Raw genomic sequence first — 25,155 nt, forward strand, 5'->3', positions numbered from 1 at the left:
CCTCATGGTCGCACGGACATACGTCGTGCGCCCGTACGTTCATCCGGTTTCGGACACCGGTGCGCGGCGGGCCGGGGCGAACGGCGACGGCCGGCCCCGCGGGATGCGGGACCGGCCGTCGAAGGGACGTGCAGGGCGGTTACTTGACCGGCTCGGGCTCCGGCTCGTCGGCGGTCTCGGCCTCGCCGGCCGGGTCCGCCGGGGTCTTCACGGAGTCCAGCAGGAGCTGGGCCACGTCGACGACCTGGACGTTCTCGCTGACCTTGCCATCGTTCTTCTTGCCGTTGACCGAGTCGGTCAGCATGACGAGGCAGAACGGGCAGGCGGTGGAGACGATGTCCGGGTTGAGGGACAGTGCCTCGTCCACGCGCTCGTTGTTGATGCGCTTGCCGATGCGCTCTTCCATCCACATCCGGGCGCCGCCGGCGCCGCAGCAGAAGCCGCGCTCCTTGTGGCGGTGCATCTCCTCGTTCCGCAGGCCCGGCACCTTGGCGATGATCTCGCGCGGCGGCGTGTAGACCTTGTTGTGGCGGCCCAGGTAGCAGGGGTCGTGGTAGGTGATCAGGCCCTCGACCGGGGTGACGGGGGTCAGGCGGCCCTCGTCGATGAGGTGCTGCAGCAGCTGCGTGTGGTGGATGACCTCGTACTCGCCGCCCAGCTGCGGGTACTCGTTGGCGATCGTGTTGAAGCAGTGCGGGCAGGTCGCGACGATCTTCTTCTTGGACTTCGGCTTCTTCGTCGCCTCGTCCTCGTCGTCCTCGCCGAAGGCCGCGTTCAGCGTGGCGACGTTCTCCGCGCCCAGCTGCTGGAAGAGGAACTCGTTGCCCAGGCGGCGGGGGGAGTCACCGGTGCACTTCTCGTCGCCGCCCATGATGGCGAAGTTGACGCCCGCGATGTGCAGCAGCTCGGCGAAGGCCTTGGTGGTCTTCTTGGCGCGGTCCTCAAGCGCCCCGGCGCAGCCGACCCAGTACAGGTAGTCGACCTCGGTGAGGTCCTCGACGTCCTTGCCGACGACCGGGACCTCGAAGTCGACCTCCTTGGTCCAGGCGAGGCGCTGCTTCTTGGCCAGGCCCCAGGGGTTGCCCTTCTTCTCCAGGTTCTTCAGCATCGTGCCCGCCTCCGAGGGGAAGCTGGACTCGATCATGACCTGGTAGCGGCGCATGTCGACGATGTGGTCGATGTGCTCGATGTCGACGGGGCACTGCTCGACGCAGGCGCCGCAGGTGGTGCAGGACCACAGGACGTCCGGGTCGATGACGCCGTTCTCTTCGAGGGTGCCGATCAGCGGGCGCTCGGCCTCGGCCAGCGCGGCCGCGGGCACGTCCTTCAGCTGCTCCTCGGTGGCCTGCTCGTTGCCCTCGGCGTCCTTGCCGCCGCCGGCGAGCAGGTACGGGGCCTTGGCGTGGCTGTGGTCGCGCAGCGCCATGATGAGCAGCTTCGGGGAGAGCGGCTTGCCGGTGTTCCACGCGGGGCACTGCGACTGGCAGCGGCCGCACTCGGTGCAGGTGGAGAAGTCCAGCAGGCCCTTCCAGGAGAAGTGCTCGATCTGGGAGACGCCGAACTGGTCGTCCTCGCCCGGGTCCTCGAAGTCGATCTCCTTGCCCTCGGAGGTCATCGGCTGCAGCGCGCCGAGCGCGACGTCGCCGTCGGACTCGCGCTTGAACCAGATGTTGGGGAAGGCCAGGAAGCGGTGCCAGGCGACACCCATGTCGGTCTTCAGGGCGACCGTGATCATCCAGATGAAGGAGGTCGCGATCTTCAGCCCGGCGAAGAAGTAGGTGAGGTTCTGGAGCGTCGAGACGTCCATGCCCTCCAGCCACGAGACGACCGGGTACGAGATGAAGAACGAGGCCTCGTAGCCGTCCACGTGGTGCTGGGCGCCCTCCAGCGCGTGCAGCATGAAGATGCAGACGCCGACGATGAGGATGACGGCCTCGACGAAGTACGCCTGGCCGAAGTTGGAGCCGGCGAAGCGGGACTTGCGGCCCGCGCCGCCCGGCCGGTTCAGCTGCCGGATGCCGATCAGCACCAGGATGCCGAGGACCGTCATCGTGCCGATGAACTCGACGAAGACGTTGTACGGCGCCCACTCACCGATGATCGGCAGCAGCCAGTCGGCCTTGAAGAGCTGGCCGATGGCGTTGACGATCGTCAGCAGCAGCGAGAAGAAGCCCACCGCCACGAACCAGTGCGCCGCGCCGACGATGCCCCACTTGTTCATGCGGGTGTGGCCGAGGAACTCCTTGACCACCGTGACGGTGCGTTGCGTCGGGTCGTTGGTCCGGAGGCCGGCGGGTACGGACTGGCCCAGCCGCATGAAGCGGAAGAGCTGCACGATTGCGCGGCCGAACAGTGCGACGCCGACCGCGATTAGGACCAGCGACACGATGATCGCGGCGAGTTGCATGGGGGCTCCTCGGGCCTGCGTGAGCGGGGAATCCAGAAGGTCTCTGTGAGGGACGGGGTGGGCAACTACTAAGCAGTAACTTAGTCAATCCGTGCTGAGGGTACCCACTATTCATGCTGTCCTGTAGCAGCTGCGGCGGTGATCTGTGTCGCTGAGGGTGACCTAAGGGTGCCGTAAGCGTCGCTGTCGCGGCGCGAGCGCGACACGCCGGAGATGCGCCGGACGTCCGTGCGGGGGAGGGTGGGGATGCCGGCGCCGCGCCCGCCGCCGGGTGGGAGCCTCTCTCCTTTCTTGTCGACTTCCTTATCGGCACCTCGCTGACCTGCGTGAATGCTGTCGTGCGCAGATATCCGGCAGAAGACTTGAGTGCGTACGACTCAGGTCCTTTGACAGCGCCGGATCTCTGGTGCACCCTTGAGCCAGTTCCACTCAATGTCAGCTGGAGGAATCGAAATGGCACGTGCGGTCGGCATCGACCTGGGCACGACGAACTCCGTCGTCAGTGTTCTCGAAGGCGGTGAGCCCACCGTCATCACCAACGCCGAGGGCGCCAGGACCACGCCGTCCGTCGTCGCTTTCGCCAAGAACGGTGAGGTGCTCGTCGGCGAGGTCGCCAAGCGTCAGGCGGTCACGAACGTCGACAGGACCATCCGGTCGGTCAAGCGCCACATGGGCACCGACTGGAAGGTGGACATCGACGACAAGAGCTTCAACCCGCAGCAGATCTCGGCGTTCATCCTTCAGAAGCTGAAGCGCGACGCGGAGTCCTACCTCGGCGAGAAGGTCGCGGACGCGGTCATCACCGTCCCGGCGTACTTCAACGACTCCGAGCGGCAGGCCACCAAGGAGGCCGGCGAGATCGCGGGTCTGAACGTCCTGCGCATCGTCAACGAGCCCACCTCCGCGGCCCTGGCGTACGGCCTGGAGAAGGACGACCAGACCATCCTGGTCTTCGACCTCGGTGGCGGTACCTTCGACGTCTCGCTGCTGGAGATCGGCGACGGTGTCGTCGAGGTGAAGGCCACCAACGGTGACAACCAGCTCGGTGGTGACGACTGGGACCAGCGCGTCGTCGACTACCTGGTCAAGCAGTTCCAGAACGGCCACGGCGTCGACCTGTCCAAGGACAAGATGGCGCTCCAGCGCCTGCGCGAGGCCGCTGAGAAGGCGAAGATCGAGCTGTCGTCCTCCACCGAGACGACGATCAACCTTCCCTACATCACCGCGTCGGCCGAGGGCCCGCTGCACCTGGACGAGAAGCTCACGCGCTCGCAGTTCCAGCAGCTCACCAGCGACCTGCTCGACCGCTGCAAGACCCCGTTCCACAACGTCATCAAGGACGCCGGCATCCAGCTGTCCGAGATCGACCACGTGGTCCTGGTCGGCGGTTCGACCCGCATGCCGGCCGTCGCCGAGCTCGTCAAGGAGCTGACCGGCGGCAAGGACGCCAACAAGGGCGTCAACCCGGACGAGGTCGTCGCCATCGGCGCGTCCCTCCAGGCCGGTGTCCTCAAGGGTGAGGTCAAGGACGTCCTCCTGCTGGACGTCACCCCGCTGTCCCTCGGTATCGAGACCAAGGGCGGCATCATGACCAAGCTCATCGAGCGGAACACGACGATCCCGACCAAGCGTTCGGAGATCTTCACCACCGCCGAGGACAACCAGCCCTCCGTGCAGATCCAGGTCTACCAGGGCGAGCGCGAGATCGCGGCGTACAACAAGAAGCTCGGCATGTTCGAGCTGACCGGTCTGCCGCCGGCCCCGCGTGGCGTCCCGCAGATCGAGGTCTCCTTCGACATCGACGCCAACGGCATCATGCACGTGACCGCGAAGGACCTGGGCACGGGCAAGGAGCAGAAGATGACCGTCACCGGCGGCTCCTCGCTGCCGAAGGACGAGGTCGACCGCATGCGCGAGGAGGCCGAGCGCTACGCGGACGAGGACCACAAGCGCCGCGAGGCCGCCGAGACGCGCAACCAGGGCGAGCAGCTCGTCTACCAGACGGAGAAGTTCCTCAAGGACAACGAGGAGAAGGTCCCCGCCGAGGTGAAGACCGAGGTCGAGACCGCCGTCGGCGAGCTGAAGGAGAAGCTCAAGGGCGAGGACACGGCCGAGATCCGTACCGCCACGGAGAAGGTCGCGGCCGTCTCGCAGAAGCTGGGCCAGGCCATGTACGCCGACGCCCAGGGCGCGCAGGCCGCGGGCGGTGCCGACGCCGGTGCCGAGGGTGGACAGCCCAAGGCCGACGACGACGTCGTCGACGCCGAGATCGTGGACGACGAGAAGCCCAAGAAGGACGGTGCCGCGTGACGGAGGAGACCCCGGGCTTTGACGAGAAGCCTGACGTCCCCTCTGACGCCGCAGCCCCTGACGATGCGGCGCAGGGCGCCGGGTCCGCCGACAAGGCGGGCCCGGCCCCGGCCGGGGACGCGAACCAGGACGCCGGTCTGGTGGCCCAGCTGGACCAGGTGCGCACCGCGCTCAACGAGCGCACCGCGGACCTCCAGCGACTCCAGGCCGAGTACCAGAACTACCGCCGGCGGGTCGAGCGGGACCGGGTGACGGTCAAGGAGATCGCCGCGGCGAACCTCCTGTCCGAGCTCCTGCCGGTACTGGACGACATCGGCCGGGCCCGCGAGCACGGCGAGCTGGTCGGCGGCTTCAAGTCGGTCGGCGAGTCGGTGGAGACGGTCGTCGCCAAGCTCGGTCTGCAGCAGTTCGGCAAGGAGGGCGAGCCCTTCGACCCGACGATCCACGAGGCGCTGATGCACTCGTACGCACCGGACGTCACGGAGACGACGTGCGTCGCGATCCTGCAGCCGGGGTATCGGATCGGCGAGCGAACGATTCGCCCCGCGCGGGTCGCCGTCGCCGAGCCGCAGCCGGGCGCCCAGCCCGGCAAGGCCGAGGAGAAGTCGTCGGACGAGGAGAGCGGTGGCCCGGACGAGGGCTGACGTGAACAGCAGGACAGTACGGGAGGAGGGACGTCGGGGATGAGCACCAAGGACTTCGTCGAGAAGGACTACTACAAGGTCCTCGGCGTCCCGAAGGACGCCACCGACGCCGAGATCAAGAAGGCGTACCGCAAGCTGGCCCGGGAGAACCACCCGGACGCCAACAAGGGCGACCCCAAGGCCGAGGAGCGCTTCAAGGAGGTCTCCGAGGCGAACGACATCCTGGGCGACCCCAAGCGCCGCAAGGAGTACGACGAGGCGCGGGCGCTGTTCGGCAACGGCGGCTTCCGGGCCGGTCCCGGCGGCGCGGGTGCCGGTGGCGGCAGCTTCAACTTCGACCTGGGTGACCTCTTCGGGGGTGCCCAGGGCGGCGCCGGCGGTGCCGGCGGTTTCGGCGGCGGCCTCGGGGACGTCTTCGGCGGCCTGTTCAACAGGGGCGGCGGCGCGGGCACGCGTACGCAGCCCCGTCGTGGTCAGGACGTCGAGTCCGAGGTGACGCTCAGCTTCACCGAGGCGGTGGACGGCGCCACGGTCCCGCTGCGGATGTCCAGCCAGGCCCCCTGCAAGGCCTGTTCCGGCACGGGCGACAAGAACGGCACCCCGCGGGTCTGCCCGACCTGCGTGGGCACCGGCCAGGTCAGCCGGGGCGCGGGCGGTGGCTTCTCGCTCACCGACCCCTGCGCCGACTGCAAGGGCCGCGGTCTGATCGCGGAGCACCCCTGCGACGTGTGCAAGGGCAGCGGCCGCGCGACCAGCGCGCGCACGATGCAGGTGCGCATCCCCGCGGGCGTCTCCGACGGCCAGCGGATCCGGCTGCGCGGCAAGGGCGCTCCGGGTGAGCGCGGCGGGCCCAACGGCGACCTGTACGTCGTCGTGCACGTCGACGCGCACCCGGTGTTCGGACGCAAGGGCGACAACCTCACCGTCACCGTGCCGGTCACCTTCCCGGAGGCCACGCTCGGCGGCGAGGTGAAGGTGCCGACCCTGGGCGGTCCGCCGGTCACGCTGAAAATACCGGCCGGGACACCGAACGGCCGGACGATGCGTGCGCGCGGGAAGGGTGCGGCGCGCAAGGACGGCACACGGGGCGACCTCCTGGTCACCATCGAGGTGGTCGTGCCCAAGGACCTCAGCGACAAGGCGAAGGACGCGTTGGAGTCCTATCGCGAGGCGACCGCGGGTGAGGACCCACGGTCGGAGCTCTTCCAGGCCGCGAAGGGAGCTTGATGATGGACAGCCGGGGCGGGCGTCGGAGTCGTAATCCATATGAACTGACCGATGAGTCGCCGGTGTACGTCATCTCCGTCGCAGCTCAGCTCTCCGGCCTGCACCCGCAGACGCTGCGCCAGTACGACCGGCTCGGTCTGGTCTCCCCGGACCGTACGGCCGGGCGCGGCCGGCGGTATTCCGCCCGTGACATCGAGCTGCTCCGCCAGGTGCAGCAGCTGTCGCAGAACGAGGGCATCAACCTCGCGGGCATCAAGCGCATCATCGAACTGGAGAACCAGGTCGCGGCGCTGCAGCAGCGCGTCGCCGAGCTGCAGAGCGCCGTGGAGGGTGCCGCAGCGGCGATCCAGCAGCGGGAGGCGGCGGTGCACGCCAGCTACCGCCGGGACCTGGTGCCGTACCAGGACGTGCAGCAGACCAGCGCGCTGGTCGTGTGGCGGCCGAAGCGGACGTCCGAGTAGCCGCTGTGCTTCGAGGGGGCGGGCCGGGTTCTTCTGGACCCGGCCCGTTCGCCTTTCCCGCCGCACGACACGTCCGTACGACGGGAAGGGTGGCCGGGTCAGCAGCCGTTGTACCCGGCCGTCGGCATCGACAGCCGCCGGTGCACCCGGGACTTCATCTCCGTGGTGTAGACCGGCTCGGTGCCGTCGGCGGTCTCCAGGCGGATGCCGGCCGCGGCACAGCGGGCGGTGAACTCGTCGGCGGAGTCGACGGCGTTCTCCAGGGCGCGCCGGTTCGGTACGACGAAGACGTCGACCAGCCCCGCCTCCACGTCCTGCCACAGGGCGCAGTGGTCGACGCGCAGTTGGTGCAGGCTCAGCCGGCAGGTGAGGCGGTAGTCGTGATCCTCGGCCCAGCGGGCGCACATCTCGTGCTGGCTGCGGTCGTCCACCAGGAACGGATCGTCATCCAGCTCGGCGAGCGGCATCAAGCACGCGATCGCCGTCACTCGCACCGCATTCATCCTGCCCCCCGGGACCCGGCGACTGTGGGAGTGACGATACCGCTGTGAGCGGAGCGCGGCTGCGGCGCTGTGCCGGGCGGTGAGGCGTATCCGCAGGCGTGGCAGATCTTCCATCCGTCCTGGTTGACGGCCAGTTGGCCGCCGCAGCGCGGGCACGATTCGGCACGGGCGCTTCGGTCCGGGGTGGGGGAGGTATTCCCGTGTGTCGTGCTGGTGCGCTTTGCTGACCTCATCTGGCCTCCAGCTGACGTATTCGGCCCGTAATGGATCGAATGGCGCGCGGGCCTGGTCACATATTCACTAGCAGGCTCAATTGAAGATTCGGAAGAACGCGGTCCGATTTCGGCCACGCACGGCCGGCGTGCGGGCCGGGATCCTCAGCCCCGTCCCAGCATTTTCGTCACCCGGATCTCGATGACCACGCGCTCGGGGTTGGGCCGCGGCTGTCGCTCGTACCGCACGGCGTACCGGGCCTCCGCGTCCCGCACGCTCGCCTCGTCCGTACGGACCGTGGCCAGGCCCTCCAGGGTCGCCCAGCGCCGCCCCTGCATCTGGCACACCGCGGCGCGCGCGCCGCCGTCGCCCGCCGCCAGGACGTTGCGGACCTTGGTGCCGCCCTTGCTCGTGATCACGCGGGCCAGGCCCTGCTCGTGGTCGTACGTCACGCCCACCGGTACGACGTGCGGGGTCCCGTCCGGCCGCATGGTGGTCAGGGTGCACACATGCCGCTCGCGCCAGAAGGCGAGGTACTCGGGGTCGGGGTTCCGCAGGTCTTGAGCCATGCCCGCACTTTACGGGGGTGTGCGGTGCGGTCGAGTGGAGTGCGCCGCCGACGGGCACCCGGGCCCCGGCCCGGCAACGGTCGGCATTTTTGCCTTGAGTGGAATAGACTCAACTTATCGCACGTTGGTATGAGCAGGATCGAGCGGAGCCTGCGAGACTACGGCCACCGAGTACGAGGAGGAGCGCGAGCACGTGGACGCCGAGCTGACCAACAAGAGCCGGGAGGCGCTGAGCGCCGCCAACGAGCGGGCCGTGACCGGGGGCAACGCGGACATGACGTCCGCCCACCTGCTGCTCGCGCTGCTCGCCGGACAGGACAACGAGAACATCACCGACCTGCTGGCCGCCGTCGGCGCGGACGCCGCCGCGCTGCGTGCCGGCGCCGAGCGCCGGATCGCCGCGCTCCCCAGCATCCAGGGCTCGACCGTCGCCCCGCCGCAGCCCGACCGCGAGATGCTCGCGGTGATAGCGGACGCGGCGCAGCGCGCCAAGGAGCTGGGCGACGACTACATTTCCACCGAGCACCTGCTGATCGGCATCGCCGCCAAGGGCGGCGCCACCGGCGAGCTGCTGGACCAGCAGGGCGCCTCTGCCAAGAAGCTGCTGGATGCCTTCGAGAAGGCGCGCGGCGGCCAGCGGGTGACCAACCCCGACCCCGAGGGCACGTACAAGGCGCTGGAGAAGTTCGGTACGGACTTCACCGCGGCCGCGCGCGAGGGCAAGCTCGACCCGGTCATCGGCCGGGACCAGGAGATCCGCCGCGTCGTGCAGGTGCTGTCGCGGCGTACGAAGAACAACCCGGTGCTGATCGGCGAGCCCGGCGTCGGCAAGACCGCCGTCGTGGAGGGCCTGGCCCAGCGCATCGTGAAGGGCGACGTGCCCGAGTCGCTGCGCGACAAGCGGCTGGTGGCGCTGGACCTCGGCGCGATGGTCGCGGGCGCGAAGTACCGCGGTGAGTTCGAGGAGCGCCTGAAGACCGTCCTGGCGGAGATCAAGTCCAGCGACGGCCAGATCATCACGTTCATCGACGAGCTGCACACGGTCGTCGGCGCGGGTGCCGGCGGCGACTCCGCCATGGACGCGGGCAACATGCTCAAGCCCATGCTGGCCCGCGGCGAGCTGCGGATGGTCGGCGCGACCACGCTGGACGAGTACCGCGAGCGGATCGAGAAGGACCCCGCGCTGGAGCGGCGCTTCCAGCAGGTGCTGGTCGCCGAGCCGACCGTCGAGGACACCGTCGCGATCCTGCGCGGCCTCAAGGGCCGGTACGAGGCGCACCACAAGGTGCAGATCGCGGACTCCGCGCTGGTCGCCGCCGCCACCCTCTCCGACCGCTACATCACCTCCCGCTTCCTCCCCGACAAGGCCATCGACCTCGTCGACGAGTCGGCGTCGCGGCTGCGCATGGAGATCGACTCCTCCCCGGTGGAGATCGACGAGCTGCAGCGGTCCGTGGACCGGCTCCGCATGGAGGAGCTGGCGCTGAAGAACGAGACGGACGCCGGTTCCGTCCAGCGCCTGGAGAAGCTGCGCAAGGACCTCGCCGACAAGGAGGAGGAGCTGCGCGGCCTCACCGCCCGCTGGGAGAAGGAGAAGCAGGGCCTGAACCGCCTCGGCGAGCTGAAGGAGAAGCTCGACGAGCTGCGCGGACAGGCCGAGCGTGCCCAGCGCGACGGCGACTTCGACACCGCCTCCAAGCTGCTGTACGGCGAGATCCCGGGGCTGGAGCGGGAGCTGGAGGAGGCGGCCGCGGCCGAGGCCGAGCAGGAGGCCGCCAAGGGGGCCGGCGGCTCCAAGGAGTCCATGGTCAAGGAGGAGGTCGGCCCGGACGACATCGCCGACGTGGTCGCCGCCTGGACCGGCATCCCGGCCGGCCGCCTGCTGGAGGGCGAGACGCAGAAGCTGCTGCGCATGGAGGACGAGCTCGGTAAGCGGCTGATCGGGCAGACCGAGGCCGTGCGCGCGGTCTCCGACGCGGTACGCCGTACGCGTGCCGGGATCGCCGACCCGGACCGGCCCACCGGCTCGTTCCTCTTCCTCGGCCCGACCGGCGTCGGCAAGACCGAGCTGGCCAAGGCGCTCGCAGACTTCCTGTTCGACGACGAGCGGGCGATGGTCCGCATCGACATGAGCGAGTACGGCGAGAAGCACTCCGTGGCCCGCCTGGTCGGCGCGCCGCCCGGCTACGTCGGGTACGAGGAGGGCGGCCAGCTCACCGAGGCCGTCCGCCGCCGCCCGTACAGCGTCGTGCTGCTGGACGAGGTGGAGAAGGCCCACCACGAGGTCTTCGACATCCTGCTCCAGGTGCTGGACGACGGCCGGCTCACCGACGGCCAGGGCCGCACGGTCGACTTCCGGAACACCATCCTCATCCTGACCTCCAACCTCGGCTCCAACTTCCTGATGGACCCGCTGCTGAAGGAGGAGCAGAAGACGGAGAAGGTGCTGGAGACGGTCCGCTCCGCCTTCCGCCCGGAGTTCCTGAACCGGCTGGACGACACGGTGGTCTTCCACCCGCTCGGCACCGACCAGCTCCAGCGGATCGCGCAGATCCAGATCGACCACCTGCAGAAGCGCCTCGCCGACCGGCGGCTGACGCTGGACGTCTCGGACGCGGCCCTGACCTGGCTGGCCTGGCTCGGCCAGGAGCCGGTGATCGACCAGCCGGAACAGTCGCAGCCGGACCTCTCCTACGGCGCCCGGCCGCTGCGCCGCCTCGTCCAGACCGCCATCGGCGACCAGCTCGCGCGGGCGATCCTGGCGGGCGACGTGCACGACGGCGACACCGTACGGGTGGATGTCGACGGCGATCACCTGTCGGTGACGGCGGAGCGGGAGCCGGTGGCCGCGGTCTGACCGCCGCCGCGCCCCCGCCGCGCGGCGGCACCCACTGTGCGACCCGCCCCGTCCGCTTGCCAGGACGGGGCGGTAGTGGGGGAGGATGGCGAGGACCATACGAAGGGACTTCCACGGTGACTATCGACCCGTCCTCGATTCCGAATTTCGGGGGCCAGCCCGAACCGCAGCCGACGGGGCCGGAGGGTCCCATCGTGCCTGACCAGGAACTGGTCAAGCAGCTTCTGGACCAGATGGAGCTGAAGTACGTCGTCGACGACGAGGGCGACCTCGCCGCCCCGTGGGAGCAGTTCCGCACGTACTTCATGTTCCGGGGCGAGGAGGAGCAGCAGATCTTCTCCGTCCGCACCTTCTACGACCGGCCCCATGCGATCGAGCTCAAGCCCAAGCTGCTGGAGGCGATCGACGACTGGAACCGCCGCACCCTGTGGCCCAAGGCCTACACCCACACCCACGACGACGGCACCGTCCGCCTGATCGGTGAGGCGTCGATGCTGGTCGGCACCGGCGTCTCGCTGGAGCACTTCGTCTCCAGCACGGTCAGCTGGATCCGCGCGTCCATCGAGTTCGACAAGTGGCTCGTCGAGCAGCTCGGCCTGGAGGCCGACGTCGACGACGCCAAACCGGACGACGAGGCCTGAGGCCTCCCGTACGGCAGCGCGAGGGCCCCGGAGCAGTCCATGCTCCGGGGCCCTCGCGCACGCGGGATCAGCTGCCGGACAGCTGCTTGAGCCGGGTTGCCGCCTCGCGCAGCACCTCGTCCTTCTTGCAGAAGGCGAACCGTACGAGGCTGCGCCCCGCCGCCTTGTCGTCGTAGAAGACGGCGTTCGGCACCGCGACCACACCGCAGCGCTCGGGCAGGCCCAGGCAGAACGCCAGGCCGTCCTGCTCGCCGAGCGCGGTGATGTCGGTGGTGATGAAATACGTGCCGCTCGGGCGATAGACCCGGAAGCCCGCCTCCGCCAGCCCGTCGGCAAGGATGTCCCGCTTGCGGCGCATGTCCTCGCGCAGCCCGTGGAAGTAGGAGTCGGGCAGCGCGAGCGCCTCGGCGACGGCGTACTGGAACGGGCCGGCCGAGACGTAGGTGAGGAACTGCTTGGCGGAGCGGACCGCGCTCACCAGCTCGGGCGAGCCGGTGACCCAGCCGACCTTCCAGCCGGTGAAGGAGAAGGTCTTGCCCGCGCTGCCGATGGAGACCGTGCGCTCGCGCATCCCGGGGAAGGACGCCAGCGGCACGTGCTCGCCCTCGAACACCAGGTGCTCGTAGACCTCGTCGGTGACGACGAGCAGGTCGCGCTCGCACGCCAGCTCGGCGACGGCCGCCAGCTCGTCGCGGCTGAGGACGGTACCGGTGGGGTTGTGCGGGGTGTTGAGGAGGATGAGGCGGGTGCGGTCGGTGACCGCGTCACGCAGTTCGTCCAGGTCGAGGCGGTAGCAAGCGTCCTCGACGGAGGGGCGCAGGGTGACCGGCACGCGGGTGGCACCGGCCATCGCGATGCACGCGGCGTACGAGTCGTAGTACGGCTCCAGCGCGATCACCTCGTCGCCGGGCTCCAGCAGCGCCAGCAGGGACGCGGCGATGGCCTCGGTGGCGCCCGCGGTGACCAGCACCTCCGTGTCGGGGTCGTACGTCAGGCCGTACCAGCGCCGCTGGTGGGCGGTGACGGCGGTGCGCAGCTCGGGGATGCCGGGGCCCGGCGGGTACTGGTTCCCGCGGCCGTCGCGCAGCGCGCGTACCGCTGCTTCGCGGACCTCTTCGGGCCCGTCGGTGTCGGGGAAACCCTGGCCGAGGTTGATGGAGCCGGTCCGCACGGCGAGCGCGGACATCTCGGCGAAGATCGTCGTTCCGAATTCGGCCAGGCGGCGGTTGAGCAGCGGTCGTCCCATGGGCGTCATCCTCCGCCGAACCTCTGGAGTTCCTCAACTCCGCTTTTGGGATCAGCGAGGCCGGGCATGTGATCCGCACGCAAGAAACGATGTACGGGGGTGAGGCACATGGCGGGCTTTGTGATTTTCCTGGTGATCTGCGCATTTGTGGCGGCTGTGGTCTGGATGGCGAAGACGGCCGCGGCCAACGAGTCGCCGCGGGGCCGCAACAAGAGGCGGGGCTGGGCCGCGGGGGGCGGCGGCTCTTCGTCCGGGTCCTGGTGGGCCGGTGACGGCGGGTCCGGCGGCGGCCACCACGGTCATCACGGCGGCTCGTCGTGCGGCGGGGGCTCGTCCTGCGGTGGCGGCTCGTCGTGCGGTGGCGGTGGCGGTGGCGGTGGCGGCTGCGGGGGAGGCGGAGGCGGCGGTTCCTGAGCGGCTCCCCCGCGCGTCCTGAAGCGGTCGCGCGGTTGGCCGGTATGGAACATGCAACCGGCTCATGCCCCACAGCATATGCGCCCGGTGGTTCTCAACAACCGCCGGGCGCAAGCATGTTGAACAACTGAACTGAGAGGCCCTCTGAGGGATGGAAACCCGGCGAAGATGGGTAAAAAGGCTGTGGGCCCCGCGAGTTTCATGATTCCCTCTCTTGTGAGAATCCACCAGTTCTCGGACCCCACGTGGTCACGAGCCGGCAGCCGGTAAGTCGTATCCCTGGTCCTCCTCCGGGGCGGGCCGGCCCACCATCCACTGCGTGCTTGCGGAGCCGACCCATGCTCACCACCATCAAGACCGCCTACACCGACACCCGTGCAGCCGACCTCGCCTGGGCACTCGGCCGGGAGCCGTTGCCCGCCCTCGCCGTCCTCGACCTGCAATTGGGTGACGCCAGTGTTCAGTTGAGACTGCTCGGCGCCTCGCATCAGGTGCTTCTCCAGGAGGAGCACGGCAGTTGTTCGGAGACGGTGGCGTGCATGCCCGGCAGCAGCACCCCGCTCCCGCTCGGTGTGGCCAAACGCATCGGCGACTGGGAGTACGAATTCGCCGCGCATGTGGAGACGCTCTCGCGCGGCTCTTTCGCAGGCAGGGCACAGGAGTTGCTCGCACTGGTGGCCGAGCATCCGTACGGCCTCGCCGGGACGTTCCCCGGTGCGCCGCACGCCTTCACCGCGATGCTTGCGCAACGCGACGGCGGCCAGGTGCGCTGGCGGACCTGGCACGCCTACCCGCAGGAAGGCCGGCTGGTGGCGACCCGTACGCGCGTGGGCGTTCGGGCGGTGGCGGCGCTGTGAACGGGAGCGCGGCGGTGGCGCGGCGTCCGTTCCGCGCGAATCCAATGCACTCCTGTGGGTGACGAGGCGCGACAGGGGCGTCACGTAGCGTTCGCAACATGATCGATCCGCCAGCGGCCCTCACCTCCGGCGCCCGCAGGCCGCCGGAGATCGTCAGACCACCGCGGCTGCCGGTACCGGCCGGAATCGGCCGTCTCCTCGTCCTCGCCGTGGTCTTTCTCTGCGCCGCCTGCGGCCTGGTGTACGAACTGGAGCTGGTCGCCCTCTCCTCCTACCTGGTCGGCGACTCCGTGACCCAGGCCTCCGTCGTGCTCTCCGTGATGGTCTTCGCGATGGGCGTCGGCTCGCTGCTGGCCAAACGGCTGCGCTGCCGGGCCGCGGTCGGCTTCGGCGCGGTCGAGGCGGCGCTGGCCCTGGTCGGGGGCGTCTCGGCGATGGCGCTGTACGCCTCCTTCGCCTGGTTCGGCCAGTCCCGGCCCGTGCTGGTCGGCTTCTCGCTGCTGATCGGCGTACTCATCGGCGCCGAGGTGCCCCTGCTGATGACGCTCATCCAGCGCATCCGCAACCAGGACGCGGGCGGCGCGGTCGCCGATCTCTTCGCGGCGGACTACGTGGGCGCGCTGGTCGGCGGACTCGCCTTCCCCTTCCTGCTGCTGCCGGTGCTCGGTCAGCTCACGGGCGCCCTGGTCACCGGCGGGGTGAACGCCGTCGCGGGCGGCGCGCTCGTCCTCGGACTGTTCGGCCGCGACCTCTCCCCGTGGGCCCGCCGGTCGCTGCTGGCCGCCAACGTCCTGGTGCTCGCGCTGCTCGCCACGTGCACGGTGCTGGCCGGCCCCTTCGAACGGGCCGCGCGCGAAGCGGTGTACGCCACCGAGCCGCGGGTCGCCCTCCAGACGGAGGTGCAGGAAGTCGTGCTGACCGGCGGCACGGGCGGCGGGCGCGCGGGCCGGAGCGGCGGCGAGGCCGTCCGTACGCCCCTCGCGCTCTACCTCGACGGCCGGCTGCGGGCCAGCGCGATCGACGAGTTCCGGTACCGCGAAGCGCTCGTCCACCCGGCGATGGCGGGCGGTCCGCACGGCCGGGTGCTCGTCCTCGGCGGCGGCGACGGCCTCGCCGCGCGCGAACTGCTCCGCTACGCCGACGTCGAGTCCGTCACCGTCGTCGAACGCGACGCCGCCCTGGTCCGGCTGGCCCGCACCGACCCCGGCCTCGCCCGGCTGAACCGCCACGCGCTCGACGACCCGCGGGTGCGCGTGGTGACCGCCGACGTCTTCGACTGGCTGCGCTGGGGCGCCCGGCACGAGGTGCGCCGCGACGGCCCGTACGACGTGATCCTCTCCGACCTGCCCGACCCCGCCATCACCGCCGGCACCAAGCTGTACTCCCAGGAGTTCTACGGGCTCGCGGCCCGGGTGCTGGCTCCGGACGGCCGGCTGGCGGTGCACGCGGGCCCGCCCCGTGCCCGGCCGCGCAACTTCTGGACGGTCGAGGCGACCGTGCGCGCCGCGGGCCTGCGCACCGCCGCGTACCGGACAGAGGGCCGCCGCCACGCGTTCTCGGGCGGCCCCGACCGGGGCCAGTCCGGCACCGCCGGCGGTACGGCATCCGGGTCCGCCCGGGACTGGGGCTTCGTCCTGGCGGGCCGCGCCACCCCGGTACCGGCCCTCTCGCCCACCGCACCGCCCCTGCGCTCCCTGACCCCGGCCGCCCTGCGTGCCGCCCGCCTCGCCCCGGACCGGGCCCGCCCGCCGGGCCTGCCGCCGTCGACCCTGGTGCATCCGCGGTACGGCGGGTGACCGCGTCCCGGACGGTGACGGCGACGGCGGCACGGCCCGCGACGGCGGCACGGCCCGCGACGGCGGCACGGCCCCGGGTCCGTCCGGGACCGGGACTTCGTCCTGGCGGGCCGCGCCATGCCGGTACCGGCCCTGCCTCGGCCCGAACCGTGCTCGCCCCGGGGCCGGTCCGCCTCGCCCCGGACCGGGCCCGTCTGCCGGGCCTGCCGCCGCCGGCCCTGGTGCATCCGGGGTACGGCGGGTGACCGCGTCGGGGACAGCGACGGCATGCCGAGAAAGTTGCGCGGGAGCAGGCACGGTGCGGGGCGTGCTGGGTAGGCTCCGATGTCATGGAGCATGAGGTGTACGTTCCGTTTCCCGTCGGCACGGTGCGGCAGGCGCTCACCGAGCCGGAACGCCTGGCTCGCTGTGTCCCGGGCGCCCAGCTCGACGCGGACCACGCGCCCGGAGTTCCGGAGGGCCGGCTGCGGCTGCGGGTCGGCGGCTCCACCATCACCTACCGCGGATCGCTGCGGGTGACCCCGCGCGACGGCGAGCCGGACGTGTTCGACGCCGCGCTGCGCGGCACGGAGGTGCGCGGCGACGGCTTCGCCGAGCTGGACGTCACCGTCCGGGTGGCACCCGACGAGGGCGGCAAGGGCACGACACTCTCCTGCACCGCGGCCCTGCGGTCCGGGGGACGTCTCGCGGGCGCCGCCGACGACGCCGTCCGCTCGGCCGGGCGCCGCCTCCTGGAGCGTTTCGCCACCACTCTCACCGAGGACCTGTCGCTCCGGCCGGTCGCCGCGGGGGAGCCGGACGGGTCCGACGCGCAGGCCGCGCCGGGCGCGGGGCCGGCGGCCGGGGCCACGACGGCCGCCGACGGGCTGGCGGTCTTCGGGGGCGAGCCGGCGGACGTGCCCGAGGAGTCCGGCGCGACCGGTGCGGACCCGGCCGGTGACGAGGACGACGTGCTCGCCGAGGACGACGCCGCCGACGCCCTCGGCGGGGCGGACGGGGGCAGGGAACCGGGCGCCGAGGACGACCCCGACGACGTCACCGGAGTGGACGACGCCGACGCGGAGGACGTGGACGAGGTGGGCGACCTGGTGGACGCGCCGCCGCGGTCCGGCGTCTTCGAGACCGAGATCCCGCCCTCCTCGCTGGACCCGCTCGCCGAGGAGGAGCTGGGCATTCCCGCCGAGCCGCCCGCCGAGGCCGCACACGCCCGCCGGACGATGATCGGCCGCAGCGCGGAGGAGGTCGACCATGCCCCGCCGCGCGGCCGCTACGCCCCCGTGCCCGCGCCCGACGCCTCGACCGCCTCGGCCACCCTCCGCTGGGCGGCCCCCGCGGCGGCCGTCGTCCTGGCCTCCGCCGTAGTGGTCGGCCGGGTCCTGCGCCGCCGCCGCTGAGCGTGGTTCCCGGGCCCGTGTGCCCGGTCTGTTGCCGAGCGCGGTTCCGGGGCCTGCTTGTCCGGACTGCTGCTGGCCACGGCTCCGGGGTCCGGTCCCGGCCCGCTGCTGACCGCGGCTCCGGACCCGCGTGCCCGGGCCGCCGCTCACCCGCCACACCGTTAAGGTCGAGCCGTGAGCACTGAGAACCGCACAGAGCCCGCCCGCAAGTCGCGCGTGGCGCGCACCGTACGGCTGGCCGCCGGGGACACCGAGGTGGCCGTCCGCCCGGACAACGGCTGCCGCATCGAGAGTCTGCGGATCGGCGGCACGGAGCTGCTCAGGCAGGGCGACAAGTACGGCTGCTTCCCGATGGTGCCGTGGTGCGGCCGGATCGAGAACGGTCGGTTCCGCAACGGCGGCGAGACGCACCAGATGCCGGTGAACTCCCCGCCGCACGCCATCCACGGCAACGGCCGTAACCTCTCCTGGCGTACCGCGCGCACGACCGGGACCACCGGTGCCTTCACGTACGACCTGGACGACCCGGCCGCGCCCTGGCCGTACCCCGGCAAGGTCACCCAGCTGGTGGAGCTGGCCGAGGACGGCGGTTCGCTGACGCTGAGCATGGGCGTCGAGACGTACGGCGACTCCTTCCCGGCGCAGGCCGGCTGGCACCCCTGGTTCCTCCGCGACCTCGGCGACGGCGGTGAGGGCGTCCGCATCGACTTCGAGCCCGAGTGGCAGGAGGAGCGCGGGCCCGACCACCTCCCGACCGGGCAGCGCGTCGACCCCCGTCCCGGCCCCTGGGACGACTGCTTCGGCATGCCGCAGGGCGTGGACGTCACCCTCACCTGGCCGGGCCGCCTGGAGCTGAAGGTCACCAGCCGTGCCGAGTGGGTGGTGGTGTACGACGAGCAGGAGGAGGCCGTGTGCGTGGAGCCGCAGTCCGGCCCGCCCAACGGGCTGAACACCCTGCCGCGCCTGGTCACGCCCATCGACCCGCTGGAGATCTCCACGACCTGGACCTGGCGTTCACTGGCCTGACCGGCATGCTCCTCCCGGCGCCTTCCGGGGCCGGTAGCGTTTCGGGACCGGCTCCGGCGGGCGTCGCGGAGCCGTGTCCGGAACCGGTCCCCGCGCTGTCCTAAGCTCGTGCGCATGACCGACGACGTACGTGGCGAGCTGCTGCGGCAGATCAAGAACAAGGCCGTGGTGCACGGCAAGGTGACGCTTTCCTCCGGCAAGGAAGCCGATTACTACATCGACCTGCGCCGGATCACCCTGGACGCCGAGGCAGCGCCGCTGGTCGGCCAGGTGATGCTGGACATCACCGCCGACCTCGACTACGACGCGGTCGGCGGGCTCACGCTCGGCGCCGACCCGGTCGCGACGTCGATGCTGCACGCCGCCGCCGCGCGCGGGCAGAAGCTGGACGCCTTCGTGGTCCGCAAGTCCCAGAAGACCCACGGCATGCAGCGCCGTATCGAGGGCCCGGACATCAAGGGCCGCCGTGTCCTGGTGGTCGAGGACACCTCCACCACCGGCGGCTCCCCGCTGACCGCCGTCGAGGCGGCCCGTGAGGCGGGCGCCGAGGTCGTCGCCGTCGCGACGATCGTCGACCGCGGCGCCGAGTCGGCCATCGCCGGAGCCGGCCTGAAGTACATCACCGGTTACCAGCTCACCGACCTGGATCTCGCCTGAGAGATCCGGCGGTCACGCCGGCGAGGTCGGCGCCGGACCGAGTTTTTCGGTGGTGCGCGCGGTGACCTGCGGTTTCGCCACGGGGCGGGCTGTTTCACGTGAAACAGCCCGCCCTTTGCGCCGTCCGGGTGGCGGCGCGATGTGGAGGTATCCGGCAAGTCTGGGAAGATGGGCCGCGACGATGACGTCGCCCCCTGGTCAGGGCCCAGAACGTACCCGGTACCCGCACACACAAGGAGCGGACAGATGCCCATCGCAACCCCCGAGATCTACAACGAGATGCTCGACCGGGCGAAGGCAGGCAAGTTCGCCTACCCGGCCATCAACGTGACCTCGACCCAGACGCTGCACGCGGCGCTGCGCGGTTTCGCCGAGGCCGAGAGTGACGGCATCATCCAGATCTCCACGGGCGGTGCGGAGTTCCTGGGCGGCCAGTACAGCAAGGACATGGTGACCGGCGCCGTCGCCCTGGCCGAGTTCGCGCACGTCGTGGCGGCGAAGTACGGCATCACCGTCGCGCTGCACACCGACCACTGCCCCAAGGACAAGCTGGACGGCTACGTCCGCCCGCTGATCGACATCTCCGCCGAGCGCGTGGCCAAGGGCGAGAACCCGCTCTTCCAGTCCCACATGTGGGACGGCTCGGCCGAGAACCTTGCCGACAACCTCTCCATCGGCCAGGAGCTGCTGGCCAAGGCCGCCGCCGCCAAGATCATTCTTGAGGTCGAGATCACCCCGACCGGTGGCGAGGAGGACGGCGTCTCCCACGAGATCAACGACGAGCTGTACACCACCGTCGACGACGCGATCCGCACCGCCGAGGCGCTGGGCCTGGGCGAGAAGGGCCGCTACCTGCTCGCCGCCTCCTTCGGCAACGTGCACGGCGTCTACAAGCCGGGCAACGTCGTCCTCCGCCCCGAGCTCCTCAAGGACCTCCAGGAGGGCGTCGGCGCCAAGTACGGCAAGCAGTCCCCGTTCGACTTCGTCTTCCACGGCGGCTCCGGCTCCACCGAGCAGGAGATCGCCACCGCGCTGGAGAACGGCGTCGTGAAGATGAACCTCGACACCGACACCCAGTACGCCTTCACCCGCCCGATCGCGGACCACATGTTCCGCAACTACGACGGCGTCCTGAAGGTCGACGGCGAGGTCGGCAACAAGAAGGTCTACGACCCGCGCAGCTGGGGCAAGCTGGCCGAGGCCGGCATGGCCAAGCGCGTCACCGAGGCCTGCGCCAACCTGCGCTCCACCGGCACCAAGATCAAGTAACTTCGGCGCGGCGCCGCACAGCACCGGCGCCGCACAGCACCGGCGCCGCACAGCACCGGCGCCGCACAGCACCGGCGCCGCACAGCACCGGCGCCGCACAGCACCGGCGCCTGCGGCAGAGCACGCCGAGAAGCATGCCGAAGGGCCCCGTACGCAGAGGATCATGCGTACGGGGCCCTTCGGCATGCCGGGGCCGTGACCGGGCCGTACTCGGCGGGCCGGGTGGCGTACTCGGTGGGCCGGATGGCGGGAGATCGGCCCGGCGCCGCACACGGTGGTGCGGCCGGGTCAGCTGCGCGCGTGGACGATCCTCCGTGCGCCCGGCCGAACGGCCACCTCCGAGGCATCGCCCGCCGCACGGACCAGGCAGACTTGGACTCATGGCCATTCACGAGAACCTGCTCGGGGGACCGCCCCCGACCCATCTGCCCGACGACCCGGAGCCCCGCGAGCTGCTCGCCGCGGGCACCGCTCCGGCCGACGTCGCCGCGAAGTACCCGGCGTCCTCGCTGGTCTGGGCACAGCTGGCGGACGACGCCTTCCAGGCCGGCCGGACCGTCGAGTCCTACGCGTACGCCCGCACGGGCTACCACCGCGGCCTGGACTCGCTGCGCCGGGCCGGCTGGAAGGGCCATGGCCCGGTCCCGTTCGAGCACGAGCCGAACCGCGGCTTCCTGCGGGCGCTGCACGCGCTCGCCCGCGCCGCCCAGGCGATCGGCGAGCAGGAGGAGTACGAGCGCTGCACGACCTTCCTGCGCGAGTCCTCGCCGACCGCCGCCGACACGCTCTCCTGAGGTACCCACCCGGGAGACGACCCGCTCAGGACCGGCCGGCGACATTTTCCGGCCGGTCCTGAGCCGGTTCGGGCCCCGCGAGTCGGCCGGGGCTGCCCTTGCCAAACCCCGGAGAGTTGCGGAAGATGCGCAACAGGTCCGGTGAGCCGGACCTGACGAGGGGACCGGGGCTCCGATGCCGACAGGAAGGGGCGGACCGCTACCCGGAGGCATGCATCACGAGGAGTTCCTGATGTCGTACTCGTCATCAGCGTCCCAGGCGTCCCCGTCCCCGGAGCCGGCCCCGCGCTGCCCGGTCGGCGGCCAGGCCGAGGCGGACCCGAATCTCGACTTCGCGGGCACCACCCCGTACGAGGACTACGTCCAGGCGGAGCTGCTCACGCACTCCCAGCACCTGCTCTCCGACGACCCCGGAGAGATGGCCTTCCTGGTGACCACCCAGGTCATGGAGTTGTGGTTCACCGTCATCGTCCACGAGTGGCACACCGCGGCCCAGGCCCTGCGCGGCGACGACCTGCCCACCGCGATCGACGCGCTGCGCCGCTCCACGTACGAGCTGGAAGCGCTCAACGCCGCGTGGAAGCCGCTGGCCCGGCTGACCCCCGCGCAGTTCAACGCCTACCGCGGCGCCCTCGGCGACGGCTCCGGCTTCCAGTCCGCGATGTACCGGCGGCTGGAGTTCCTGCTCGGCGAGAAGTCCGCGTCGATGCTCGTCCCGCACCGCGGCGCGCCCCGCGAGTACGCCGAGCTGGAGAAGGCGCTGCACGAGCCGAGCCTGTGGGACGAGGTGCTGCGGCTGCTGGACCGCCGCGGATACGCCGTCCCGGTGTCCGTTCTGCACCGCGACCCCACGCTCAAGTACGAGCCGAACCCCGCCGTCGAGGCCGCCTGGACCGAGGTCTACGCCGGCGACCCGCGGAGCGAGCTGATCGCGCTCGGCGAGGTCCTCACCGACGTCGCCGAACTGGTCTGGCGCTGGCGCAACGACCACCTGGTCGCCACCCGCCGGGCGATGGGCGCGAAGATGGGCACCGGCGGTTCGTCCGGTGTGGCCTGGCTGGAGAAGCGGGCCCGCAAGAACGTTTTCCCGGAGCTGTGGACGGCCCGGAGCCATGTCTGACCGGCCGATCGCCCAACAGCGGTACTCGACCCCGCGGGACGGGGCACCCGTGAGGGGGCAGGCGGTTGTCGTCGACGGGCCGGCCGCCGTCGGCCAGCCCGTCGGTGAGGAGCCGGGTGGGCCGGGCCCGAACGGTCCCGGCCCCCAGGGCACAGCGACGCGGCCGGGCCCCGCAGGACAGGGCGAGGAGACCGGAGACGAGCGGCCCCGCACCACACAGCGATACGGCCGGGCAGCGGCGGAGGGTGACGACGTGCAGCAGAACCAGAGCACCGAGGGTGGCGCGACCACCAACAGAATCGATCCGCCCGCATCGGCCAATGGGGCCGACATGGCAGACATCACCGACATCGGCGACACCCTGTCCGGTCACGCCGTCGCCGCGGCAGCCGTCCGCGACGACTTCGCCGCCCACGCCGCGCGCATGGACGCCGACGACCCCCTGCGCGCCAAGCGCACGGAGTTCGTGCTCGACGAGGCGGTCTACCTCGACGGCAACTCCCTCGGCGCGCTCCCGCACGCGGTCCCCGAGCGGGTCCGCGAGGTCATCTCCCGCGAATGGGGCGAGCTGCGCATCCGCTCCTGGTCGGAATCCGGCTGGTGGACCGCGCCCGAGCGGATCGGTGACCGTATCGCCCCGCTCCTCGGCGCCGCCCCCGGCCAGGTCGTGGTCGGCGACTCCACCAGCATCAACGTCTTCAAGGCCCTGGTCGCCGCCGTACGCATGGCCGACGAGGCCGGCCCGGCGGCCAACGGTGTCCGGCGGGACGAGATCCTCGTCGACGCCGCGACCTTCCCGACCGACGGCTACATCGCCAAGTCCGCCGCCCGCCTCACCGGCTGCACGCTGCGCCCCGTCGAAGCCGCGCTGATGCCCGCCGAAGCGTCGGACCGTACCGCCGCCGCGCTCGTCAACCACGTCGACTACCGCAGCGGACGGCTCAACGACCTGCCCGGCATCACCGCCGCCCTGCACGAAGCGGGCGCCCTCGCCGTCTGGGACCTGTGCCACAGCGCGGGCGCCCTGCCCGTCGACCTGGACGCGCACGGCGTGGACCTCGCGGTCGGCTGCACGTACAAGTACCTCAACGGCGGCCCCGGCGCCCCCGCCTACCTGTACATCCGGGCCGAACACCAGCCGCGCTTCGACTCACCGCTGCCCGGCTGGAACTCCCACGCCGACCCCTTCGGCATGGACCCCGAGTACACCCCCGCACCGGGCGTCGAACGCGGCCGCGTCGGCACCCCGGACATCCTCTCGCTGCTCGCCCTGGAAGCCGCGCTGGAGGTCTGGGAGGGCGTCGCCATCGAGGACGTACGCGCCAAGAGCCTCGCGCTCACCGACTTCTTCCTCGCCTGCGTACGGGCCTATGTGCCCCGCGGCCGGGTGCGTTCGGTGACCCCGGAACGGCACGACGAACGCGGCAGCCAGGTCGCGCTGGAGTGCGCCGGGGCCGCCGAGGTGATGGGCGAACTGATCCGGCACGGTGTGATCGGCGACTTCCGCCACCCCGACGTGCTGCGCTTCGGCTTCACCCCGCTCTACACCTCCTTCGCCGACGCGGAACACGCAGCCCGGACCCTCGCCGAGATCGTGGCGTACGTCCCCGGTGACGGCAGCGCCTCCGCGGTCGCCGCGGGCGGCCCGGAACAGGGCCCGGTCACGATATGAGCGACCTGGAACAGGGGCTGGTCACGACATGAGCGACCCTGCGCGGGACGAGGGCTTGGCGGTGGAGGAGGGAGCCGTGGAGGGCTTGGCGGGGGATGAGGAGGCCGCGTTGCTGGGCCTCCCGCCCGTCGCGCCGGACGACCGTCTCGTCTACGGCGGCCACCCGGACCAGGTCGTCGACCTGTACCGGCCGCCGGCCACGGCACCTGCCTCGTCCGCGACGGCATCCGCCTCGTCGGCCATGGCACCTGCCTCATCGGCCGACGGCCGGACCGCGCCGCTGGTCGTGCTGCTGCACGGCGGCTTCTGGCGTGTGGCCTACGACCGTACGCACCTGTCGCCGGCGGCCGCAGCGCTGGCCCGGCACGGCCTGTACGTCGCGCTCGCCGAGTACCGCCGCGCGGGCGGAGGCGGCGGACTTCCGGAGACGTTCGACGACGTGACCCACGCGGTACGGGCGGCGGCCGCGGAGGTTCCCGCGGGCACGCCTGTGCTCGTCGCCGGCCACTCCGCCGGCGGGCACCTCGCCCTCTGGGCCGCCGCGCGCCCCGGCCCCCTCACCGCGGCCGTCGCCCTCGCCCCGGTCGCCGACCTCGCCCGCGCCCACGAACTGGGCCTGAGCAACGGCGCGGTGGCGGAGTTCCTGAGCAGCGGTGCGGTGGCGGAGTCCTTGAGCGGTGCGGGCACGCGCGTACCGCTCACGCCCGCACCGCTCACGCCGGCGGCGCTGACGGCCCGCATCGCCGAGACCGACCCCGTACGGCTGACGCCCCGCGTACCGGTGACGCTCCTGCACGGTACGGACGACCCCGACGTACCGGTGGAACTGTCGCGCCGGTACGTGGCGGCGCACGCCGACGGCACGGCCCCCGTCGTGCTGCGTGAACTGCCCGGTGTGGGGCACTACGCCGCCGTCACACCGGGCACGGACGCCTTCGCCGCGCTGCGCGAAGCACTGCGCGAGGCGCTGCGCACCGCCGCGGGAGCCGCTCCGGGAGGCGCCCCGGAAGTCGCCCCGGGCGACGGGCAACCCGGCCGCACCGGCCCCTGACCGGCGGGGAATCCGGCTGTACGGCCC

At 71.4% G+C, this 25,155-nt stretch carries 20 protein-coding genes; 16 read left to right on the plus strand and 4 right to left on the minus strand.

From position 1 onward, the window contains the following. Positions 1-139: 139 nt before the first annotated feature. Positions 140-2,407, minus strand: a complete 2,268-nt coding sequence (locus ACIGQF_RS33280; protein ID WP_399718182.1) for a (Fe-S)-binding protein — start codon at positions 2,405-2,407, stop codon at positions 140-142. Positions 2,408-2,860: 453 nt separating this feature from the next. On the opposite strand from ACIGQF_RS33280, the gene dnaK reads away from it, so the two are divergent. The 4 genes from dnaK to ACIGQF_RS33300 are packed head-to-tail and all read left to right on the plus strand — an operon-like array spanning position 2,861 to position 7,049. After that, positions 2,861-4,717, plus strand: a complete 1,857-nt coding sequence (gene dnaK / locus ACIGQF_RS33285) for a molecular chaperone DnaK (protein WP_399718185.1) — start codon at positions 2,861-2,863, stop codon at positions 4,715-4,717. Then, positions 4,714-5,361 (plus strand): nucleotide exchange factor GrpE, encoded by a 648-nt coding sequence (grpE, locus tag ACIGQF_RS33290; RefSeq protein ID WP_399718188.1) that lies wholly within the window; start codon positions 4,714-4,716, stop codon positions 5,359-5,361. Before dnaK ends, grpE begins: the two co-directional genes overlap by 4 nt. Positions 5,362-5,400: 39 nt before the next feature. Beyond that, positions 5,401-6,588, plus strand: a complete 1,188-nt coding sequence (dnaJ, locus tag ACIGQF_RS33295; protein WP_399718191.1) for a molecular chaperone DnaJ — start codon at positions 5,401-5,403, stop codon at positions 6,586-6,588. A gap of 2 nt (positions 6,589-6,590) precedes the next feature. Further along, complete coding sequence (locus ACIGQF_RS33300; RefSeq protein ID WP_030259115.1) at positions 6,591-7,049, plus strand: heat shock protein transcriptional repressor HspR; 459 nt, start codon at positions 6,591-6,593, stop codon at positions 7,047-7,049. A 98-nt stretch (positions 7,050-7,147) separates the two neighbouring features. On the opposite strand, the gene ACIGQF_RS33305 is transcribed toward ACIGQF_RS33300, so the two are convergent. Next, positions 7,148-7,552, minus strand: a complete 405-nt coding sequence (locus tag ACIGQF_RS33305) for a hypothetical protein (RefSeq protein ID WP_399718194.1) — start codon at positions 7,550-7,552, stop codon at positions 7,148-7,150. A gap of 377 nt (positions 7,553-7,929) precedes the next feature. Further along, positions 7,930-8,334, minus strand: coding sequence for a TIGR03618 family F420-dependent PPOX class oxidoreductase (locus ACIGQF_RS33310; protein ID WP_399718196.1), 405 nt, complete (start codon positions 8,332-8,334; stop codon positions 7,930-7,932). Positions 8,335-8,527: 193 nt separating this feature from the next. Between ACIGQF_RS33310 and clpB the strand changes: the two genes are divergently transcribed. Beyond that, a complete protein-coding gene (gene clpB, locus ACIGQF_RS33315) occupies positions 8,528-11,191 on the plus strand; it encodes an ATP-dependent chaperone ClpB (protein WP_399718198.1) in 2,664 nt (887 codons plus the stop codon). A 116-nt stretch (positions 11,192-11,307) separates the two neighbouring features. Next, positions 11,308-11,832 (plus strand): YbjN domain-containing protein, encoded by a 525-nt coding sequence (locus ACIGQF_RS33320; RefSeq protein ID WP_399718200.1) that lies wholly within the window; start codon positions 11,308-11,310, stop codon positions 11,830-11,832. 67 nt (positions 11,833-11,899) lie between these two features. On the opposite strand, the gene ACIGQF_RS33325 is transcribed toward ACIGQF_RS33320, so the two are convergent. Next, the gene (locus ACIGQF_RS33325; RefSeq protein WP_399718202.1) at positions 11,900-13,078 is read right to left on the minus strand and encodes a pyridoxal phosphate-dependent aminotransferase; all 1,179 of its coding nucleotides are present in this window, start codon (positions 13,076-13,078) and stop codon (positions 11,900-11,902) included. 752 nt (positions 13,079-13,830) lie between these two features. Between ACIGQF_RS33325 and ACIGQF_RS33330 the strand changes: the two genes are divergently transcribed. The 10 genes from ACIGQF_RS33330 (at position 13,831) to ACIGQF_RS33375 (ending at position 25,128) form a co-directional block, all read left to right on the plus strand. Further along, a complete protein-coding gene (locus ACIGQF_RS33330) occupies positions 13,831-14,349 on the plus strand; it encodes a DUF2617 family protein (RefSeq protein WP_399718204.1) in 519 nt (172 codons plus the stop codon). 98 nt (positions 14,350-14,447) lie between these two features. Further along, positions 14,448-16,145 carry a polyamine aminopropyltransferase gene (locus ACIGQF_RS33335; RefSeq protein ID WP_399718207.1) on the plus strand — a complete coding sequence of 566 codons (1,698 nt, stop codon included), beginning with the start codon at positions 14,448-14,450 and terminating at the stop codon, positions 16,143-16,145. 329 nt (positions 16,146-16,474) lie between these two features. Then, positions 16,475-17,539, plus strand: a complete 1,065-nt coding sequence (locus ACIGQF_RS33340) for a CoxG family protein (RefSeq protein WP_399718210.1) — start codon at positions 16,475-16,477, stop codon at positions 17,537-17,539. A gap of 174 nt (positions 17,540-17,713) precedes the next feature. Next, complete coding sequence (locus tag ACIGQF_RS33345) at positions 17,714-18,565, plus strand: aldose 1-epimerase (protein WP_399718213.1); 852 nt, start codon at positions 17,714-17,716, stop codon at positions 18,563-18,565. A gap of 114 nt (positions 18,566-18,679) precedes the next feature. After that, positions 18,680-19,222: an orotate phosphoribosyltransferase gene (gene pyrE, locus ACIGQF_RS33350; RefSeq protein ID WP_361553676.1), complete on the plus strand. Its 543-nt coding sequence runs from the start codon at positions 18,680-18,682 to the stop codon at positions 19,220-19,222. Between the two features lie 246 nt (positions 19,223-19,468). Continuing rightward, positions 19,469-20,491: a class II fructose-bisphosphate aldolase gene (gene fbaA, locus ACIGQF_RS33355; protein WP_399718217.1), complete on the plus strand. Its 1,023-nt coding sequence runs from the start codon at positions 19,469-19,471 to the stop codon at positions 20,489-20,491. 380 nt (positions 20,492-20,871) lie between these two features. After that, the gene (locus ACIGQF_RS33360) at positions 20,872-21,285 is read left to right on the plus strand and encodes a DUF3151 domain-containing protein (protein ID WP_361553682.1); all 414 of its coding nucleotides are present in this window, start codon (positions 20,872-20,874) and stop codon (positions 21,283-21,285) included. Between the two features lie 232 nt (positions 21,286-21,517). Further along, positions 21,518-22,405: a tryptophan 2,3-dioxygenase family protein gene (locus ACIGQF_RS33365; protein WP_399718220.1), complete on the plus strand. Its 888-nt coding sequence runs from the start codon at positions 21,518-21,520 to the stop codon at positions 22,403-22,405. Positions 22,406-22,736: 331 nt separating this feature from the next. Beyond that, positions 22,737-24,077 (plus strand): kynureninase, encoded by a 1,341-nt coding sequence (kynU, locus tag ACIGQF_RS33370; RefSeq protein WP_399718223.1) that lies wholly within the window; start codon positions 22,737-22,739, stop codon positions 24,075-24,077. 28 nt (positions 24,078-24,105) lie between these two features. Further along, complete coding sequence (locus ACIGQF_RS33375; RefSeq protein ID WP_399718226.1) at positions 24,106-25,128, plus strand: alpha/beta hydrolase family protein; 1,023 nt, start codon at positions 24,106-24,108, stop codon at positions 25,126-25,128. Positions 25,129-25,155 lie beyond the last annotated feature (27 nt).

This window comes from Streptomyces sp. NPDC053560, assembly GCF_044544605.1.
GTDB lineage: Bacteria > Actinomycetota > Actinomycetes > Streptomycetales > Streptomycetaceae > Streptomyces.

What these genes read in the sequence shown, in the direction of transcription:
- ACIGQF_RS33280 (WP_399718182.1), bottom strand. Translation starts at nt 2,407, where the DNA reads ATGCAACTCGCCGCGATCATCGTGTCGCTGGTCCTAATCGCGGTCGGC.
- dnaK (WP_399718185.1), top strand. Translation starts at nt 2,861, where the DNA reads ATGGCACGTGCGGTCGGCATCGACCTGGGCACGACGAACTCCGTCGTC.
- dnaJ (WP_399718191.1), top strand. Translation starts at nt 5,401, where the DNA reads ATGAGCACCAAGGACTTCGTCGAGAAGGACTACTACAAGGTCCTCGGC.
- ACIGQF_RS33300 (WP_030259115.1), top strand. Translation starts at nt 6,591, where the DNA reads ATGGACAGCCGGGGCGGGCGTCGGAGTCGTAATCCATATGAACTGACC.
- ACIGQF_RS33305 (WP_399718194.1), bottom strand. Translation starts at nt 7,552, where the DNA reads ATGAATGCGGTGCGAGTGACGGCGATCGCGTGCTTGATGCCGCTCGCC.
- ACIGQF_RS33310 (WP_399718196.1), bottom strand. Translation starts at nt 8,334, where the DNA reads ATGGCTCAAGACCTGCGGAACCCCGACCCCGAGTACCTCGCCTTCTGG.
- ACIGQF_RS33325 (WP_399718202.1), bottom strand. Translation starts at nt 13,078, where the DNA reads ATGGGACGACCGCTGCTCAACCGCCGCCTGGCCGAATTCGGAACGACG.
- ACIGQF_RS33330 (WP_399718204.1), top strand. Translation starts at nt 13,831, where the DNA reads ATGCTCACCACCATCAAGACCGCCTACACCGACACCCGTGCAGCCGAC.
- ACIGQF_RS33335 (WP_399718207.1), top strand. Translation starts at nt 14,448, where the DNA reads ATGATCGATCCGCCAGCGGCCCTCACCTCCGGCGCCCGCAGGCCGCCG.
- ACIGQF_RS33340 (WP_399718210.1), top strand. Translation starts at nt 16,475, where the DNA reads ATGGAGCATGAGGTGTACGTTCCGTTTCCCGTCGGCACGGTGCGGCAG.
- pyrE (WP_361553676.1), top strand. Translation starts at nt 18,680, where the DNA reads ATGACCGACGACGTACGTGGCGAGCTGCTGCGGCAGATCAAGAACAAG.
- fbaA (WP_399718217.1), top strand. Translation starts at nt 19,469, where the DNA reads ATGCCCATCGCAACCCCCGAGATCTACAACGAGATGCTCGACCGGGCG.
- ACIGQF_RS33360 (WP_361553682.1), top strand. Translation starts at nt 20,872, where the DNA reads ATGGCCATTCACGAGAACCTGCTCGGGGGACCGCCCCCGACCCATCTG.
- ACIGQF_RS33365 (WP_399718220.1), top strand. Translation starts at nt 21,518, where the DNA reads ATGTCGTACTCGTCATCAGCGTCCCAGGCGTCCCCGTCCCCGGAGCCG.
- kynU (WP_399718223.1), top strand. Translation starts at nt 22,737, where the DNA reads ATGGCAGACATCACCGACATCGGCGACACCCTGTCCGGTCACGCCGTC.
- ACIGQF_RS33375 (WP_399718226.1), top strand. Translation starts at nt 24,106, where the DNA reads ATGAGCGACCCTGCGCGGGACGAGGGCTTGGCGGTGGAGGAGGGAGCC.